General features: G+C 52.4%; 18 protein-coding genes. 11 read left to right on the forward strand and 7 right to left on the reverse strand.

What is annotated here, in order from left to right:
- The coding region (locus MVD07_RS02805) for a cation-transporting P-type ATPase (RefSeq protein ID WP_297498369.1) at positions 1-448 on the reverse strand (448 nt) is incomplete at its 3' end.
- Positions 449-687: 239 nt separating this feature from the next.
- On the opposite strand from MVD07_RS02805, the gene MVD07_RS02810 reads away from it, so the two are divergent.
- From MVD07_RS02810 to MVD07_RS02845, 8 genes are all read left to right on the forward strand, one after another.
- Positions 688-1,062 (forward strand): nucleotidyltransferase domain-containing protein, encoded by a 375-nt coding sequence (locus MVD07_RS02810; protein ID WP_297498372.1) that lies wholly within the window; start codon positions 688-690, stop codon positions 1,060-1,062.
- A complete protein-coding gene (locus tag MVD07_RS02815) occupies positions 1,059-1,481 on the forward strand; it encodes a DUF86 domain-containing protein (RefSeq protein ID WP_297498375.1) in 423 nt (140 codons plus the stop codon). Before MVD07_RS02810 ends, MVD07_RS02815 begins: the two co-directional genes overlap by 4 nt.
- A complete protein-coding gene (locus MVD07_RS02820; RefSeq protein WP_297498377.1) occupies positions 1,478-2,482 on the forward strand; it encodes a mevalonate kinase in 1,005 nt (334 codons plus the stop codon). Before MVD07_RS02815 ends, MVD07_RS02820 begins: the two co-directional genes overlap by 4 nt.
- Positions 2,479-3,270: an isopentenyl phosphate kinase gene (locus tag MVD07_RS02825; RefSeq protein ID WP_297498380.1), complete on the forward strand. Its 792-nt coding sequence runs from the start codon at positions 2,479-2,481 to the stop codon at positions 3,268-3,270. The genes MVD07_RS02820 and MVD07_RS02825 overlap by 4 nt, the downstream gene beginning before the upstream one ends.
- A 181-nt stretch (positions 3,271-3,451) precedes the next feature.
- On the forward strand, positions 3,452-4,576 hold the full coding sequence (gene fni / locus MVD07_RS02830) for a type 2 isopentenyl-diphosphate Delta-isomerase (protein WP_297498383.1): 1,125 nt from the start codon (positions 3,452-3,454) through the stop codon (positions 4,574-4,576).
- A 102-nt stretch (positions 4,577-4,678) separates the two neighbouring features.
- Complete coding sequence (locus MVD07_RS02835; protein ID WP_297498442.1) at positions 4,679-6,025, forward strand: RNase J family beta-CASP ribonuclease; 1,347 nt, start codon at positions 4,679-4,681, stop codon at positions 6,023-6,025.
- A gap of 18 nt (positions 6,026-6,043) precedes the next feature.
- Positions 6,044-6,985: a hypothetical protein gene (locus MVD07_RS02840; RefSeq protein ID WP_297498386.1), complete on the forward strand. Its 942-nt coding sequence runs from the start codon at positions 6,044-6,046 to the stop codon at positions 6,983-6,985.
- Positions 6,986-7,083: 98 nt separating this feature from the next.
- Positions 7,084-8,115 carry a polyprenyl synthetase family protein gene (locus MVD07_RS02845; RefSeq protein WP_297498389.1) on the forward strand — a complete coding sequence of 344 codons (1,032 nt, stop codon included), beginning with the start codon at positions 7,084-7,086 and terminating at the stop codon, positions 8,113-8,115.
- A gap of 3 nt (positions 8,116-8,118) precedes the next feature.
- Here MVD07_RS02845 and MVD07_RS02850 read toward each other — a convergent pair whose 3' ends face one another.
- Positions 8,119-8,829, reverse strand: a complete 711-nt coding sequence (locus MVD07_RS02850; protein WP_297498391.1) for a class I SAM-dependent methyltransferase — start codon at positions 8,827-8,829, stop codon at positions 8,119-8,121.
- 262 nt (positions 8,830-9,091) lie between these two features.
- On the opposite strand from MVD07_RS02850, the gene MVD07_RS02855 reads away from it, so the two are divergent.
- Positions 9,092-10,039, forward strand: a complete 948-nt coding sequence (locus MVD07_RS02855) for a hypothetical protein (protein WP_297498394.1) — start codon at positions 9,092-9,094, stop codon at positions 10,037-10,039.
- Between the two features lie 34 nt (positions 10,040-10,073).
- Positions 10,074-10,565, forward strand: coding sequence for a hypothetical protein (locus tag MVD07_RS02860; protein ID WP_297498397.1), 492 nt, complete (start codon positions 10,074-10,076; stop codon positions 10,563-10,565).
- A gap of 2 nt (positions 10,566-10,567) precedes the next feature.
- On the opposite strand, the gene leuS is transcribed toward MVD07_RS02860, so the two are convergent.
- Together leuS and MVD07_RS02870 are read right to left on the reverse strand one after the other, a co-directional pair.
- Complete coding sequence (leuS, locus tag MVD07_RS02865; protein WP_297498400.1) at positions 10,568-13,471, reverse strand: leucine--tRNA ligase; 2,904 nt, start codon at positions 13,469-13,471, stop codon at positions 10,568-10,570.
- A 186-nt stretch (positions 13,472-13,657) separates the two neighbouring features.
- Positions 13,658-14,728: a Xaa-Pro peptidase family protein gene (locus MVD07_RS02870; RefSeq protein WP_297498444.1), complete on the reverse strand. Its 1,071-nt coding sequence runs from the start codon at positions 14,726-14,728 to the stop codon at positions 13,658-13,660.
- 127 nt (positions 14,729-14,855) lie between these two features.
- On the opposite strand from MVD07_RS02870, the gene MVD07_RS02875 reads away from it, so the two are divergent.
- Positions 14,856-15,440 (forward strand): 50S ribosomal protein L15e, encoded by a 585-nt coding sequence (locus MVD07_RS02875; RefSeq protein WP_297498403.1) that lies wholly within the window; start codon positions 14,856-14,858, stop codon positions 15,438-15,440.
- A gap of 14 nt (positions 15,441-15,454) precedes the next feature.
- Here the strand turns inward: MVD07_RS02875 and MVD07_RS02880 are convergent, their stop codons facing one another.
- From MVD07_RS02880 to MVD07_RS02890, 3 genes are read right to left on the reverse strand one after another with little or no spacing between them, the layout of a single operon-like run.
- On the reverse strand, positions 15,455-16,051 hold the full coding sequence (locus MVD07_RS02880; protein ID WP_297498406.1) for an energy-coupling factor transporter transmembrane component T: 597 nt from the start codon (positions 16,049-16,051) through the stop codon (positions 15,455-15,457).
- On the reverse strand, positions 16,035-16,784 hold the full coding sequence (locus MVD07_RS02885; RefSeq protein ID WP_297498409.1) for an ABC transporter ATP-binding protein: 750 nt from the start codon (positions 16,782-16,784) through the stop codon (positions 16,035-16,037). Before MVD07_RS02885 ends, MVD07_RS02880 begins: the two co-directional genes overlap by 17 nt.
- Positions 16,771-17,505: a biotin--[acetyl-CoA-carboxylase] ligase gene (locus MVD07_RS02890; RefSeq protein WP_297498413.1), complete on the reverse strand. Its 735-nt coding sequence runs from the start codon at positions 17,503-17,505 to the stop codon at positions 16,771-16,773. The genes MVD07_RS02885 and MVD07_RS02890 overlap by 14 nt, the downstream gene beginning before the upstream one ends.
- Between the last annotated feature and the right edge of the window lie 19 nt (positions 17,506-17,524).

The raw sequence follows: 17,524 nt of genomic DNA on the forward strand, positions 1-17,524 counted from the left end.
TGAGGCGTATTATGTCCCCAGGAACGAGCTCCCTGGCAGGTATCGTCTTCCATTCTCCGTCGCGAAGAACCCTGACCTCCAGTTCCAGCTTCTCCTTCAGGTACTCCATGATATTCTCGGCTTTGTGCTCCTGCCAGAAGCCAACGACCGCGTTGATTACCAGGAGGCTCACTATTATTGCGAAGTCCTCCCAGTGCTGGACTATGGCCGAGAGTATTGCCGCCACCTCTATCATCCATGGTATCGGCCCCCAGAAGTAAGAGAGGAACTTCCTGAGCGGGCTGACCTTCTTTTCCGGGATCTCGTTGGGGCCCACCTCCTTGAGACGGCGCTTGGCTTCTTCCTCACTGAGCCCCCTCTTTGGATCAACCCCTAAGTACTTCAAAACATCGTTAATACTCAGGTGTTTGGCCTTTTGGGCCACCCCTTGCAGGTTTTTTACCTCCATAGCTCTCACCTCTTTTTAGTTTCTTGGCGTTACTATAATTTCGTCCGGCTTTCAGCTTAAATAGTTTACTATATCAGATTACTGCGTACCTTTCAAGTTCTCGATATAGTTTTGGTGCTCCCTTCGCAAATCGATTATTTTTCGGGCTCGGTGCTATGCTTTTTCTTTTGAAAACCTCACCAGTAACATTAGAGAAGGTCAGCCGAAATCCTGATAAGTCTCCTCTCCTATTTCCTACCATGAACCTCCAAGATGCCGTTGAGAAAATCCTCCAGCTGGGTGGTGAAAGAGTTAAGTTCATAATCCTCTTCGGCTCAAGGGCGGGGGGTGATTATAGACCGGACAGCGACTTCGACCTCTGCGTTTACTACGACGGGAGTGATAGGGAGGCATTCAAGTTCAGGGCTCTGGTTCTCGGTCATCTGCCCGATAACTACGATGTCCAGATCTTCCAGCTACTTCCGGTTTACGTGAAGAAGGAGTGCCTCAAGGGAAAGGTGCTCTTCTGCAGGGACGAGACGTTTCTCTATGATCTTGCCTATGAAACCATCAAGGAGTGGGAGGATTTCAAGCGCTACTACTACGACTACCTCGGCCTGGAGGCGATAGAATGAGAAGAGAGTTAATAAAATCCAAAATTGAGGAAATCCTTGGGAGTCTAAAGCTTGTTGAGGAGAACCTCCAGGAGGATTTCGAGACCTTTCAGTCTCTCGGCCTTATCAAGGACGGGATATACAAAAGGATCGAGTTTGCCATTCAGAACGTTATGGACATCTGTGCCATACTGAACTCGGACCTAAAGCTCAGGATGCCTGAGAAGGAAGAAGATGTTTTTGAAGGGCTCGTTGGAGCGGGTATTCTGCCACGTGAAATGGCCAATAAGTTGCGCCTCATGAAGGGCTTTCGCAACATTCTTGTGCATCACTACGGCAGGATAAACGACGAACTTGCCTTCGAAACCCTTCGCGAGCACCTGGATGGCATCTACGAGTTCGTGGAACTTGTTGAAAAGTTTTTGGAGGGCCAAAAATGAGGGTTTTAGCTTCGGCTCCCGCTAAAATTATCCTCTTCGGCGAGCACAGCGTGGTTTACGGCAAGCCGGCAATAGCCGCCGCAATAAACCTGAGAACGTACGTTAAAGCAGAGTTCAACGACTCTGGCAGGATAAAAATCGAGGCCCACGACATAAAGACGCCCGGTTTAATAGTTTCCTTCTCCGAGAACGAGATTTACTTTGAGAGCGACTACGGAAAAGCGGCTGAAGTTCTCAGCTATGTCAGGCAGGCGATAGAGCTCGTTAGAGAAGAGGCGGGTAAGAACGGGAGGGGTATAACGGTTTCGATAACCTCCCAGATCCCGGTTGGAGCGGGATTGGGAAGTTCAGCGGCGGTGGCCGTTGCCACAATCGGTGCGGTCTCGAAACTCCTCGGCCTTGAGCTTACCAACGAGGAGATAGGTAAGCTCGGCCACCGCGTTGAGCTCCTCGTTCAAGGAGCTTCAAGCGGTATAGACCCGACCGTCTCGGCGATTGGCGGGATAATCCACTATGAGGGGGGCAACTTTGAACACCTCCCCTTCGTAGGGCTCCCCCTCGTCGTCGGCTACACCGGTTCGAGCGGCTCAACCAAGGAGCTGGTGGCGATGGTGAGGAGAACCTACGAGGAGATGCCCGAGATAATAGAGCCCATACTCACCTCGATGGGCAAGGTCGTCGAGAAGGCAAGAGAAACTCTCTTATCGAAGCTTGAGGGGGAGGAAAAGCTCACCCGCCTCGGCAGGCTGATGAACATAAATCACGGCCTGCTCGATGCCCTTGGAGTTTCAACGAAGAAGCTGAGCGAGCTCGTCTACGCAGCCAGGACAGCTGGGGCTCTGGGAGCGAAGATAACGGGAGCGGGAGGCGGGGGATGTATGTACGCATTAGCCCCGGAGAAGCAGAGCGAGGTGGCGACGGCGATAACCATAGCCGGCGGGACGCCGATGGTAACCGAGATAAGCAGTGAAGGGCTTCGCACTGAGGAGGTGATACCGTGATAATCATAAAGCTCGGGGGTAGCGTCTTCAGCGACAAGGCCGGAGAACCGGAAAACTTCAGGGAAAACGTCGTCCGCTCAATAGCGAGGGAGATGGTGGAGTTTTACCCTGCCGAGAAGTTCATAGTAGTTCACGGTGGCGGGAGCTTCGGCCACAGGTACGCCGATGAGTATGGCATAAGGGCGGGGCTGAAGGGCCTTATCGGGAAAGAGCTGTCGAGGAGGAGAAGGGGCTTTTCCCTCACCCATCAGGCCATGCTGAGGGCGAACGCCAAGATCGTCAACGCCTTCCTCGCCGAGGGACTTCCTGCCGTCTCGGTCTCAAGCTCCTCGATTTTCCTCATGGACAGGGATAAGGTTGCATACGGGGACGTTGAGGCCATAAGGAAGCTCGTGGAGAACTCCTTCATACCTATTCTCTTCGGTGACGTTGCCATAGACCTTTGGAATGGCATTGATGTTCTCTCTGGTGACCAGATAGTTGCCTACCTTGCCAAGCTCTTCAGGCCGAAGAAGGTCATATTCCTGATGAGCGTTGACGGCATCTACGACGGAAAGCCCGGCCAAGGGACGCTGCTCTTTAAGATATTCCCCCACCAGATAGACGCCCTGATAGATCACCTTGAAGGCTCGGCGGGAAGGGACGTCACAGGAGGCATAGTCAACAAGCTCAGACAGGCGAAGGAGATAGCCCGCTTTTCGGAGGTATGGTTCGTGAACGGACTGGTGGAAGGGCGCCTAAAGGGGGCCATAACTGACCAGGGATTCGGAACTAGGATCGTCGGCTGATTATCCTTCTTTTATCCTCAGATAAGTGTTTGCCGGGCCAACGCTGTGGAAGTGGAGGGTGAACCTTCACGTCCCCTGCATAAAGTTGCAACAAATGGAGAGTGAGCTTTGAGTCATATAGAGGTTTCAAGGTTCCAAAAACCTCTTAACTTCCCCCACCCTTCCCCTCTTGGTGGTGTGAATGCAGGTCTCTGACAGGGAAGAGCTCACTATCATCAGGAAGTTCGAGCACATAGATCACTGCTTGAAAAGGAACGTTCAGGCTCACGTTTCCAACGGATTCGAGGACGTTCACTTCGTCCACATGAGCCTGCCCGAGATAGACAAGGATGAAATAGACATGAGCATCGAGTTTTTGGGTAGAAAGTTTGACTACCCGATTTTCATAGCGGGAATGACCGGCGGAACGAAGGGCTCACAGCTCGCTGGAAGAATAAACAAGACCTTAGCGAAGGCAGCTCAGGAGCTGAACATCCCGATGGGCGTTGGCAGTCAGAGGGCTATGATAAGGAAGCCCGAAACATGGGAGAGCTACTATGTTAGGGATGTCGCTCCAGATATTTTCCTCGTCGGGAACTTGGGTGCACCGCAGTTCTCCGAGACGATTCCCGAGCGCTACGGCATCGAGGAGGCTTTGAAGGCCGTCGAGACTGTACAGGCTGACGCTTTAGCCATACACATGAACCCGCTCCAAGAGAGCGTCCAGCCGGAGGGAGACACGCAGTACAGGGGTGTTCTCAAAGCTTTAGCCGAGCTAAAGTCTGAGTTTCCCTATCCAATAATCGCTAAGGAAACCGGTGCAGGTGTCTCCAAGGAAGTCGCGATAAGGCTTGAGAGCATTGGAATTGACGCGATAGACGTCGGCGGCCTCGGCGGGACGAGCTGGAGCGCCGTTGAGTATTACAGAGCCAGGGACGAAATTGGAAGGGACTTGGCTCTGCGCTTCTGGGACTGGGGCATTAAAACCGTCATAAGCGTGGCTGAAGTGCGCTATGCTACCGAGTTACCGATAATAGCCACAGGGGGAATGCGTGACGGAATAACCATGGCGAAGGCTTTAGCTATGGGCGCGACCTTTGCCGGCGTTGCGTTACCACTCCTCAAGCCCGCTGTGAAGGGCGACGTCGAGGGGGTTATAAGAATTCTGAGGCGCTACATCGAGGAGATAAAGAACGCTATGTTTCTGGTAGGTGCTAAGAATGTTGAGGAACTTAGAAGGGTTCCGCTCGTCGTTACGGGCTTTACGAGGGAGTGGCTAAGCCAGAGGATTGACTTTTTGACTTACCTCAGGGGAGGTCGATTCTGAACTTTCTTTCCTTCTGATGCACACCTTTTTAAACCCTCCCGAGAAGTAGGGCCAGCGCAGCCCCACGCCTCATGAGAGGCCTGGGGCGGGAGGCTGATGGGAATGATAAAAATCTACACTATTAGCGGTTACGAGGAAGTCGGCAAGAACATGACGGCAGTGGGCTACTCCAACGGGGGAAGGGAAGAGGTCGTTATAATGGACATGGGCATAATGCTCGACAGGGTTCTCATTCATGAGGATACGAACATCCAGAAGTTCTCAGACAAGGAGCTCCAGCGCCTCGGGGCAATCCCCGACGACAAAATCCTCTGGAAGGGCGGTAAGAACAGAAAGGTTGTCGCGATAACCCTGACCCACGGCCACCTCGATCACATAGGTGCCATCGGGAAGCTCGGCCCCCACTACCCAGATGTCCCGATTTACGGCACACCCTACACAATAAAGCTCGCCAAGAGTGAGGTCAAGAGCGAGGAGTACTTTGAGGTCAAGAACCCGATGTACGAGACCGAATACGGCGAGATAGTGCAGGTGAGTGAGAACCTCGCAATAGAGTTCGTCCGCTCGACCCACTCCATCCCCCAGGCTTCTATGGTTGTCGTCCACACTCCAGAGGGAGCGGTAGTTCACACCGGCGACTTCAAGTTTGACAACAACAGCCCGCTCGGCGAGAAGCCCGACTACAAGCGTCTTAAGGAGCTCGGTAAGGAGGGTGTTAAAGTCCTCATAGCGGAATCAACACGTGTTGCAGAGCCGACGAAGACCCCCAGCGAGCGCGTTGCCCAGATGCTCCTTGAGGACTTCTTTCTCTATGAAGGACGGGACGAGGTCGGGCTGATAGCGACAACCTTCGCGAGCCACATTGCTCGGCTTCAGGAGCTTATATGGCTAGCGAATGAGATGGGCAGACAGGCCGTCTTGGTCGGCCGTTCCCTCGCGAAGTACGCTGGCATAGCCAAGCAGCTCGGCCTCATAAAGATGAAGGGAGCGAGGGCCGTTAGAAGCCCGAACGCCGTCAGGAAGGTTCTCAAGGAGGTCAGCCAAGCTAGGGAGAACTACCTCCTAATCGTTACTGGCCATCAGGGTGAGCCCGGGGCGGTTCTGACGAGGATGGCCGACGGCGAGCTCTACGACATCGGCGGGAGGGACACTGTTGTCTTTTCAGCTGGGACGATACCCAACCCCATAAACCTCGCCCAGCGCTACAAGCTCGAAACAAAGCTCAGGATGAAGGGTGTCAGGATGATAAAGGACATGCACGTCAGCGGTCACGCGAGCAGGGAAGACCACCGCTACCTCCTCAGGATGCTCAATCCGGAGAACATCGTCCCGGCACACGGCGACTTCAGGATGCTCACGCACTATGCCGAGCTCGCTGAAGAAGAGGGCTACCTCATCGGCAGGGACGTCTTCGTTTCGAGGAACGGCTATACCGTGGATATCAGATGACATCCATGGGTGGAAACTATGGGAAGGAACATTATACCCCTTCTATTAATCCTCTTCGTTTTTGCATCCGCATGCATCGGCGGTGTCAACCCCAAAGACACGAGTGGCTACCTCCAAACAAAAGTGCCCCGAGGAGTCGTTGAGCTCTCCCCTCTGATCAATTACGGGAACATTACGATACTCAGGGCCTCCTACGGCTACGTAATTTTTAGGAATAACACCAAAGTTTTCCTAAACGTTTCAAAGGCGTATTTCTTCCCGTGGGGGTTCGTGATAATTAAAACGATTCCGGAGGTCAGAAGTATTCCCATTGTAGATGCTAGGATTGGCAGAACTTACGAGGAAGATTCTCGGAACATCACCGCTATGGTTGGAGTAATGAGAATAGAAGCGTATGATTACGAGGGCAACATCCTCTGGGTGCATGAATCCCAGCCCCCTTACATCTGGGAGATAAGGCGGACCGATGATGGGGGAAGGAATTACAAAAAGGGTATATCCTACCCGGAGATACTGATTTCGAATAGCAGTGAATACCTTTTCATAGCAGAACTCCCGAGGACTTTCAGAAACATGATAACTCTCCCGGTGTCTACTGGAGACGTTTGCAATTACCTGTACGTCTATGGGGGTAACGGCTTGGTCGAGAGGTTTAATTTTTCTTCCTCCGGGGGATACCAGGTGGACAACGAGTTCCTCCTCTCCTCAGGTAACTACACAGTTTTTGGCTTTCAGGTGCCGTTGGGAGATGGAAGTCCGGACTATGGGAAGGTAATGATATTCAAAGGATCCAAAGTCATCTTTACGAGAAGGTTTGAGAGAGATCCAACGTGCCTCTGCAATGTGATTCATGGATGGGCAAAAATCACTCCCGATGGATGTGTGTTCTTCGGCCTCTTCAACGGCTACGGATTCTACTGCAGGGGGAATTTTAAATACGTCAGAAACGAGGAGAGCTAGCTGGCCTTTTCATTATCCTAGCACCCCACAGCAAAGCTCATAAAGGTTTGGCCTTTTCCTTTCTTTAGCCATCTTATGTTCATCTCGGAGGGGTGTCTATGGGAAAGTACAATGAGCTGTTCAACAGGATTAAGGATAAAGCCAGGGATGTTGATCGGGTCATCCTAGAGCTCGTCCCCGAGAGGGAGCCCCTTGAGCTCTACAAGGCTGCAAGGCACTACCCGCTAGCGGGTGGGAAGAGGATTCGTCCCTTCGTCGTCCTCCGTGCAACGGAAGCAGCCGGCGGTAATCCAGAGAAGGCCCTCTACCCAGCTGCTTCCGTTGAGTTCATCCACAACTACTCCCTCGTCCACGACGATATAATGGACATGGACGAGCTTAGGCGCGGAAGGCCGACCGTCCACAAGCTCTGGGGAGTAAACATGGCCATCCTCGCTGGCGACCTTCTCTTCAGCAAGGCCTTTGAAGCTATTTCTAGGGCCAACGTTTCCCCAAAAAAGAAGGCAAGAATTCTCGACGTCCTCGTCAGGACTTCCAACCTACTCTGTGAGGGACAGGCCCTAGATATAGAGTTCGAGACGCGCGATGAGGTTACCGTCGAGGAGTACCTCAGGATGATAAGCGGTAAAACCGGAGCCCTCTTCCAGGGTTCGGCGGAGATTGGCGCGATCATCGGAACCGATAACGAGGAATACATCCGGGCCCTCTCCAGGTGGGGCATGAACGTCGGGATAGCCTTCCAGATCTGGGACGACGTGCTCGACCTCATAGCGGACGAGGAGAAGCTCGGAAAGCCAGTGGGAAGCGACATAAGGAAGGGCAAGAAGACGTTAATAGTTAGCCACTTCTTCAGCAAGGCCAGCGAAGAGGACAAGGCCGAGTTCATGAAGATCTTCGGCAAGTACGCCGGTGATGCTAAAGGTGATGCACTCATACACGACGATAAGGTCAAGGAAGAAGTTGCAAAAGCTATAGAGCTCCTCAAGGAGTACGGGAGCATTGACTACGCGGCGCAATACGCTAGGAACCTCGTGAAAGAGGCAAACGAAGCGCTAAAGATACTCCCCGAGAGCGAGGCAAGGGAGGATTTGGAGCTTTTGGCGGAGTTCCTAGTTGAGAGGGAGTTCTGAGCTTTACCTCTCTTTTACCAGAATCCACCCCACCGGCGGGTGCTCTGCGCCTTTCTTCCACTTTTCGTAGGCCCTGTCCCACTGCCCCAGAAGTTTGGCGCGCTTTTCTTCGTCTTTTATCTTTTCCACATATTCCCGCGGGATGTAAGCTAGGTAGTGAGGCAACTTGGGCTCGAAGGTCCCGCTTTTGATTACTCTTCCTCCTGCTTTCTCCACAAGTTCTTGGAGTTTTTCAAGTGTAGGGTAGTGCAGGTCGTCCTTCTCACCGAAAAGGGCCTCAAATATTTCCTCGCGGAGGTTGTAGAGCTCTAAATGTGCTTTCTGCCTCTCGTTCTCCGCTACAGGCAGGCTCTCGGCTATAAAGATCCTGTCCGCAACGCGGAGCATCTCGGAGATGACTTTTATCATCGTATTCTCGCTCTTCATGCTTCTAATCCCATGAACGAGGACGGCTAAGTCAAAGGTCTTAAACGGAAATGGCAGTTCCCTCGCATTGAGCTTTAGCGGGAATATCCTGGGTTTCATGCCTGCCGATGAGATTATTTCCTCAAAGAAGCGCCATCTTGATTTATCAACCGCCACAACGCGACCGGTTTCACCAACGAGATAAGCGAGCGGAACCGTCGTTAGGGCATGTGCCCCACAACCGATTTCGAGGACGTTCATTCCACTCCTAAGCGTTGCCTGCTGGAGAACGCGGAAGCGCTCGAGCATCTCAAGCTGAAGCCAATCGGGAGGTAATGGTGGTTCATCCCGGGGCGGGATTTTAGAGAGGATTTCTCTTTTGAATGTTTCTTCGCCAAAAAACATGGACAACACCGCAAAATGCTAAAGGGCTTTTCTTTAAGGTGTTTTCGGAGAAAGGGTTTTATAAGGTGGGGTTGAACTTATAACCGGTGGTGAAATTTTAAACCGTTTCTTGACACATAACTGTTTTAAGATAAACACTAATTTGTCTTATTGGTGGAATACAATGTTGCCGATTGGAAAGTTAGAACCTTTCTTAGATTGGATTAGCAACCATCCACAAGATTCAACTGAGATTTTTAGGGTTCCCCATACCGTTCAGATTGTCCAAGAATCAAGGATTTCTTTAGAATTTCCCGTTCTCGTTGATTTCCCGAGGGTTGCCTACGAGGCGATTGGAACGTTCCTAATCAACCATATTTCAGAAGAACTAAATAAGAAAAGTCCACGAGAGTTGCTGTCTGTGCTTCTTAATGAAAAAGAACAGACAAATACGCCCCTCGGTCAGGTTACCTCTATGTTGAGGACCTTAGGAATTGAGTGGGATGCTCGCGTCTTTTCATTTAATGAAGGGATAATAATCACTGTTGAGCCAGAAGAGTATTACAGAAGTGTCTGGCCCAAGAAAATCCTCGATTTCATTGAGTTACTGAATGCCGACAAAGATTACCCAAGCAATATTTATGAAATTGCCTCGATACTCACTCCTCAATTACCCCTAAAAGAGTTTGCCAAGCCATATTCAGTTGATCTTCCAATGATTTTTAAGCTTTTAGCTACTCAAGAGGACTTTAATATGATAGTTGAACTGGAAAAACTGCGGAAATCAATACTGTCCCTTTATGGACTAATAATGGCCTCAACTGAGCTTCCTGAGAACTATGGACGTCAGATTATCGCTTGGAATGACCTCACCAAAATATTCTATGACCTCTTGGGTCTCCTCAACCATTTGGAAGTCCTTTTGAAAGTTGGTCATTTTCATTCTGGTTACAATGTGCTACGCTCGTTGATACGGGATTTAGGTGATGCTCTGATCGTCGTCTCCCTTGCTCAATACTACGAGAGTATAACATCAGAACTTAGGGATAAATCTCTCAAAGAGGAAGACAAGGAATCTGCCGTTTATGTTGGATTGGGGCAGGTAAAAGAAAAATTTGTTAATACATGGTTGTGACAAAGAAGGACGGCCTTTCTCAGGAGATGCTCCATTGGATAGTCAGGAGGATTATGATAAGACGTTTTATATTAAAACACTAGAAGAACTTCGTAAGGAACTTGTGCAAGGTATCTTTGTGGAGTTTTATAAGAATAAGCATGTAACTAGGGCTGTCAAAAAGAACAGAGCCAAAAGATACTCGCTCATTGATTTCAGGGATAGGGTATACTACGAGTCAGTTGACATGTTCATTCAAACCGGTAAATTGCCCTTTGAAGTCGCTTTAGACAGAACAGTTCTCATGCCCACAAAGAAGAGTTTTGAGAACCCTTCGAAGTTCCCTGTGGCCAATGAATATCACAAACTTAGTGATGTAGTTCATAATCCCGTTTTGGTGGACTTCCCACCTTATAGCTCTACAATTGAGTACCTTGGATTCCTCCATCATCTAAAACTAGTGCGGAAAATCTTCGAAGACGTCCTGAAGGTTTACCGCAGGAGAATTTCAAAAAACATCCAGAGAGAAGAAATGAGTAGGGATTAATATCACTCCACGTAAACAGCGGGCTTCAGCGGCATCGCGGCCTTCTTCTTTCCTCCCCTGTCCTCCTCGACGTTGATGATTATCTCAAGGCCAAGCTCCTTCTCCATGAAGTCCTTTGCCTCCCTAAGGGCCTTCTCTTCGTTAATGCGCTTCACTTCAAAGGCGCGCTCCTTGATGAGCCTCTGGATGAGCCTGCTTACCTCCTTGCCGTGCTTTCTCATCTCTTGCTCTTTCATCAGCTCTGCCATCGCGCTCTTGAAGTCCCTCTTTTCTGCCACAACTTCAACTACCTTCCACTTCCACTCTGGAGCGGTGTAGATGTAGGCCCTCTTGGCGTTTTCGAGCTTGGCGACCCTTATTATCTCCTTTATGTCCTCGATGACCGACTGGATGAAGTCTTCCTCGGCCTCAACGGTCTCGTTCCACCACTCGTCAACCGGCTCCGGCCATTTCGCCAAGCTGATGAATCCCTCCCCGCCGAGCTTCTCCCAGAGCTCCTCGGCGATGTGCGGTGTGAAGGGTGCCATCAGCCTGACCCAGACCTCAGCGAGCTTTCTCAACACAAAGCGCTTTGCTTCATCGTTCCTGCCCTCGGTTCTCCTCATATACCAGCGCAGGTCGTTGAGGACTGTGTAGAAGGCCCACTGGACGGCAGTCCTCGTCCTGAACTCCTCAAGGGCATTGGTTGTTCCTTTGATGGCTTTGTTCAGGCGGTGGAGCATCCATTTATCTATGTTCTTCAGCTCAACGCCTTCTTTGGCCTCATAACCTGAGAACTCGCTTATCAGCTCGTAGAACCTCTCGACCTGCCTGCGGAGCTTTCCGACCTCTTTTCTCCTCCAGTCGAAGTCGTTGTCGTGTTCTGCCAGGCTCATTATGTAGAGTCTCACCACATCGGCACCGTTTTCTTCGATGGCATCTATGAAGTTCAGCACGTTGCCCTTGCTCTTGCTCATCTTCTGACCTTCCAGCGTTCCGAAGCCGTTTACCGCTATTCCCCTCGGCCAGTGCTCCCTCCTGAATATCGCCACGTGGTTGAAGATGAAGAAGGTCAGATGGTTTGGGATCAGGTCTTTGGCGGAACAGCGCCAGTCTAGGGGATACCAGTACTCGAACTCCCCCTTCATCTCGTGAATTGTCTCCGCTGGAATTCCTGTCTTCTCGGCCAGCTCTTCCTCGCGCTCCTCGCTGAAGTCCTCCCTGAATATGTAGTCGAAGAACTCCCTCGTGAGTTTCTCCGGGTTGAGTTTGCCCTCTTTCCTCAGCTGGTTGATGTGCCTGCTTATCGTGTAGTAGGCCATGTATATCGTTGAATCGCTGAGGCTCTCGATTACCCAGTCCGGATCCCAAGGCAGGGGCGTTCCAAGGCCAACTTTCCTCGCGCAGGCCTTCTCCTCGAGCCAGTCTATAACAGCCTCGAACTGCGCTCTTCTGCTCTCGGGGAGTATTTTCATGTCAGCGAGAGCTTCTCTCGCCTTCTCCTTCCATTCCGGGTTGCCGTAGTCGATGAACCACTGGTCGTGGATTATCTTGATTACCGCTTGGTTGCCAAAGCGGCTTATAACCGGCTTGTCCGCAAACTCGTACATTGTCTCCGCTATGCCCTTCTCGGTGATCTCCTTGGCAATGATGTCCTTTACTTCCTGGACGGACATGCCAGCGTAGGGCTTTATCTTGAATATTCCCTTGTGGTACTCCGCCTTATAGATGTTCTTGGTTGCCTCCTCAAGCTTCTCCCTGTCCTTCTGACTCCTCACGCCGAGCCTCTGAGCCTCCTCTACAGCTGGAAACTCGCCATAGCCCTCAAGCTCGATGAGGGAAATGTAGCTTATCTCCTCGACAACGCGCGGGTCTACCTCGTACTTGAGGAGTATTTCAGTTTCTTTCTTCAGGTCTTCGAGGGCTATGTGGTCGAAGGGGGCATGAGCTGGAACGCTCATAACTACACCGGTAGCGTTGTCCGGGTCAACGAACTCCGCCGGTAGAATGATGATTTCGTCACCAGTCACTGGGTTCTTCACGTACTTCCCTATCAGCTTTTCACCCTTGAACTCCTCTATGGTCTCAACCTCCCTGTCCTGGAAGGAGAGCTTGTAAGCGGCCTCCTTGCTGACTATCCAAGTTTCCTCCTTTCCGCCACGTCTGACCTTAGCCTTGACGTAGGTCGCGTTGGGATTCAGCCACATGTTGGTGACGCCGTAAACCGTTTCGGGCCTCAGTGTCGCCGCGGGGAGATAGATAACCTCGCCGTTCTCCTCAAGGATGAACTTGATTATGACGTACTCCAGAATCTGGATGTCCTCGCCCTCCATGATGTCGTGGTCGCCGAGCGGGGTTCCAACAACGGGGTCCCAGCGAACGCGGTGCGCTCCCTTAACGACCAGTCCCATGTCCTTCAGCGTCCAGAACTGCCACTCGATGAACTTGCTGAAGGGCGGAAACAGTGAAGTCGTGTGGAACTCGCGCGTCCAGTCAACGGAGAAGCCGGCCCTTATGAAGGTCTCCTTCGCCGACTTCATGAAGTACTTCACGATCTCCTTCGGATCCTCGAACTTCCAGAGGATTTCCTCGGGGACTTTGTAGACGTCGCGGTATATGTGGATGGTCTTTGGGTCGCGGTTCTTTATCCTCTCGGCGATACCAACTATTGGAGCTCCGGTGATGTGCCACGCCATCGGGAAGAGGACGTTGTAGCCCTGCATTCTCTTAAAGCGCGCTATAACGTCTGGGATCGTGTAGGTTCTTGCATGCCCCACGTGTAGGTGGCCTGAGAGGTATGGAAAGGCGACCGTTATGTAGAACTTTTTCTCCTTGGGCTTGGCTTTTCTGTCGGGCTCGAAGACTCTAGCTTCCATCCACCTCCTCTGCCACTTCTCCTCAATGGCCTTGAAGTCGAGCTCAGCCATGGCTAAAACCTCCTTTGGCCTCTTTTACCACTAAAAACCCTTGAGAGACTCCAAAAGCGCGAGACTCCAAAATAGGGGGGTTATCGGTGAAATCAGTTACCGCTGAGATTACGGTGGAGAAGACACTCCCCCCTCATCGGCATCGGAAGCGGTAAAGACCTTGGGTATTTAAGGTTTTTGGAGGACTCAGAGGATGACCAGCTCCCTCTCGGCCCTCGTCAGCCTCTTTCCCCTTCCGTCCATGACCGCGACGTCGTCCTCTATGCGAACCCCTCCAAGGCCAGGAACGTAAATTCCGGGCTCTATAGTGAACGTCATGCCGTTTTCAAGGATTACTTCCCCGTCGGGCCCTATGTAGGGTTCCTCGTGGACGTCCAAGCCGAGACCGTGACCGGTTCTGTGGGTGAAGTAGTTGCCGTAACCTGCCTCGGCTATCGTCTCCCTTGCGGCAGTGTCAATTTCCTTCGCCTTTACGCCGGTTTTAACGGCCCGGTAAGCCCTTTCCTGCGCCTCCCTTACAATTCCGTATATTTCCACCAGCCTCTCATCGGGCTTTCCCACCGCTATGGTTCTAGTTATGTCCGAGCAGTAGCCTCTCCACCTCGCCCCGAAGTCGAGGATTACCATGTCCCCCCGCCTGATTCGCCTGTTGCCGGGTTCGTGGTGGGGGTTTGCGCCGTTTTTGCCGGAGGCAACTATAGGCTCGAAGGATATTCCATCCGATAGTTCCCTTATGGCGAGCTCTATCTTCAGGGCTAACTCCCTCTCCCTCATCCCGAGGATGTCCCAGCCCAAGATTTCTTCAAAAACTCTGTCAACGACCCTGGAAGCGTGCTTCATCAGATCTATTTCCTTCTCGTCCTTTCTCATCCTCATCTCCCTGATTACCGAGCTCAGTGGATGGAAGCTGAACTCCCCGAGCTTCATAATGCCTATCAGCCAGTCCGCCCGCATGGTGTCCTCAACGAGAACCTTCCCCGAGGAGAGGCGCATTTCCGCCAGAATCCATGCGAGCTTCTCGTAGGGGTTCTCACCGTCGCGCCAGAAGGTAACCGGGAATTTTGAAACAACGTTTTCGTAGAGGCTCGGGGCGAGAAGGCGGTAGTCGCCTTCGGCTGAAACTGCTAAAAGGGTCAGTCTCTCGCCGGCCTCGTAGATTTTGATACCCGTCAGGTAGTAGAGGTTCGAGCCGGGGCTTATGATGGCTCCGTCAAAGTCCCTCTCTTTTATAAGGGAGATTAACCTGTCGAGGCGCATAACTTTCACCGCCCCAACTACTCCACAACCCTTAAAAACTAATTCTCGAAGTCGGCTCGACTTGGCGGGGTGAACCCGTGGGATGTTCCCGGAAGGGAGAACCACAAACACGGAAGGGGTGAAAGAGATGAGCATGTACAAGTACATTAGGGAAGCCTGGAAGAACCCCAAGAAGAGCTACGTCGGGGAGCTACTCAAGAAGAGGATGATCCAGTGGAGGAGGGAACCCGTCGTTGTGCGCGTTGAGAGACCTACCAGGCTCGACCGCGCGAGAAATCTCGGCTACCAGGCCAAGCAGGGCTACATCATAGCTCGCGTCCGCGTGAGAAAGGGCGGAAGGAAGAGACCCAGGTGGAAGGGCGGAAGGAAGCCGAGCAAGATGGGTATGGTGAAGTACTCGCCCAAGAAGAGCCTCCAGTGGATAGCCGAGGAGAAGGCAGCAAGGAAGTTCCCGAACCTTGAGGTTCTCAACAGTTACTGGGTCGGCGAGGACGGTATGTACAAGTGGTTTGAGGTCATTCTCGTTGACCCACACCACCCGGCTATAAAGAACGATCCCAAGATAGCCTGGATCGCTGGAAGGGCTCACAAGGGAAGGGTCTTCCGCGGTCTGACGAGTGCTGGAAAGAGGAGCCGCGGCCTGCTCAACAAGGGCAAAGGAGCTGAAAAGGTAAGGCCCAGCATAAGGGCCAACAAGGGCAGGGGCAAGTGATCCCCCTTCTCTTTTTACATTAAGCTTATCGCCAAGAGAAGGACCGAGCCAATGACTAAAACAGCTTCTCCAAGCCTGAACCTATCCTTGTAAGGAAGCCTGAGCCTCCCGCTGTAGGCCCTTGCCTCCATAGCCTCCCCGAGTTCTTCCCCAAGGAGTAGGGCCCTCACGATGACGGGAACGACCGTTGATTTCACCGCAGTGAAGCCACCCCCCATTCCTCGCGAAGCTTGAGCCTCCGAAACTTCTCCAAAAAGTCTCCTCAGGTTGTGGAACCCATTGAGGGCCATCCCCACGGAGATGGCAACGTCAGAGGGCAGTTTCATCCTCGTGAGCGCACCCATGACGTCTCCCTCCCTCGTCGTCTCGGCGAAGAGTAGCCCGAGCTCGGCTACCGCGAGAAGTCGGACGAAGTAATCAAGGCCCCCAAGCAGGCTGACCGCAAGGATGAGGAGAACTCCCGGCGTGAAGGCCTTCCTCTTGAGGAGAGGATACGCCAAGAGCACCACCACCGCTAGGGGTATGGGTTCTCTCGCCCTGAGTATCGCTATTCCAACGAGAAAAACCGAGAGCATCTTCGCCCGGGCGTCGAGTTTATCGAGTCCTCTCAATGGAGTTCCTCCTGAGAAGTCTTATCCCGAGGGGTTCCCTGAGGCCATAGTCTCGTAGATCCAGGCTCAGGAGTTCCTCAGGTTTGTCTTCGAAGACAACTCTGCCGTTGGATAGTATCACAGCTCTGTCCGAGACCTCGAGGGCGAGCTCGACGTCGTGGGTGACGAGCAGAACGCCCTTGCCTTCTCCCCTTAACTTACCGATTATCTCTACCACTGCCCCGAAGCCCCAGCCGTCAAGGTCGCTCGTCGGCTCGTCGAGGATCACGTAGTCTGTCTCCATCGCGAGAACACAGGCCATAGCCAATCGCCTCATCTCCCCACCGCTCAGGCTCAGCGGTTTCTTATCCTCGTAGCCTTCGAGGCCGACGAGCGAGAGCGCCCGCTTGACCCTTTCCTCAATTTCATCTTCGCTAAGTCCCAAGTTCCCGGGACCGAAGGCGACCTCGTCGAAGACCCGCCCCGTGAAGAACATTCTCTCTGGCTCCTGAAAGACATAGCCGACTTTCCTGCTCAGCTCGGCGACACTCGAGCTTTTTGTGTCGATTCCGTCAACGAGAACCCTTCCCCTCGTCGGCTTCAGCAGGCCGTTGAGGTGCTTCGCGAGCGTCGTCTTCCCAGCCCCGTTCGGCCCGAGGAGGGCGAGGACTTCTCCCCTCTCGAGGCGCAGATTGATGTCCCTCAGCACCTCTCGCCCGCTCCTCGAGTGGTAAAGGCCATCAACGAGTATCATAGTCCACCCCCTCTATTACCGCCCTCGCGACCTTCAGGAGGCTTACCCTCTTGCCGAGCTCAATTGAGAGAGATGTTCCCTCCTCAGGAACGGGGTTGTTTACGTTGATGCCAACACCTACAAGGGCGAATCTAACCAGCTCCGGCTCCCCAAAACCCTCAACGAGGACTCCTCCAAGCTTTCCGTTTTCGGTGAAGATCCCATTCTCAGCCGCTTCCGCTTTCACCCCCAGGTTTTCAAGGACCTTTACGATGCTTTCCATCACCTCTACTCTCAGGCGGGAGAGTCCTTCCATTGGAATCCTTTGCGAGACCCCAACGGAGAAGTAGAGGCCACCTTGCATAGAGACCCAGCTCCTTCCGAGCCTGCCTCGTCCAGCGGTTTGCTCTCCAGCAATGACAAAGGTTCCGAAGGTTTCCTCCTCGGCGAGCGCCTTGGTAACGTTCATCGTCGATGGGACGGAGCGGAAGTAGAGAGATTTAACGCCGAGCTCCCATGGATAGGGGATTTTTGCTTCTCTCACGAGCCGATAGCCCCTCCTAGTTGCCTTTATCGAGTAGCCGAGGGAGTTTAACTCCCTGACGTGCTTCCATATCGCGACTCTCGAGAGACCAAGAAGCTTACCGAGCTCCTCACCGCTCACGGGGCCATTCCTGAGGTTTTCTAGGATAACCCTTTTGGCCCTACTGTCCCGTATCGCGCCCTTCAAATGAACTTTCATGTACGTCCGTTAACCGAAT

Origin of the sequence: Thermococcus sp. (assembly GCF_027008145.1) — an archaeon.
Classification (GTDB): Archaea; Methanobacteriota_B; Thermococci; order Thermococcales; family Thermococcaceae; genus Thermococcus.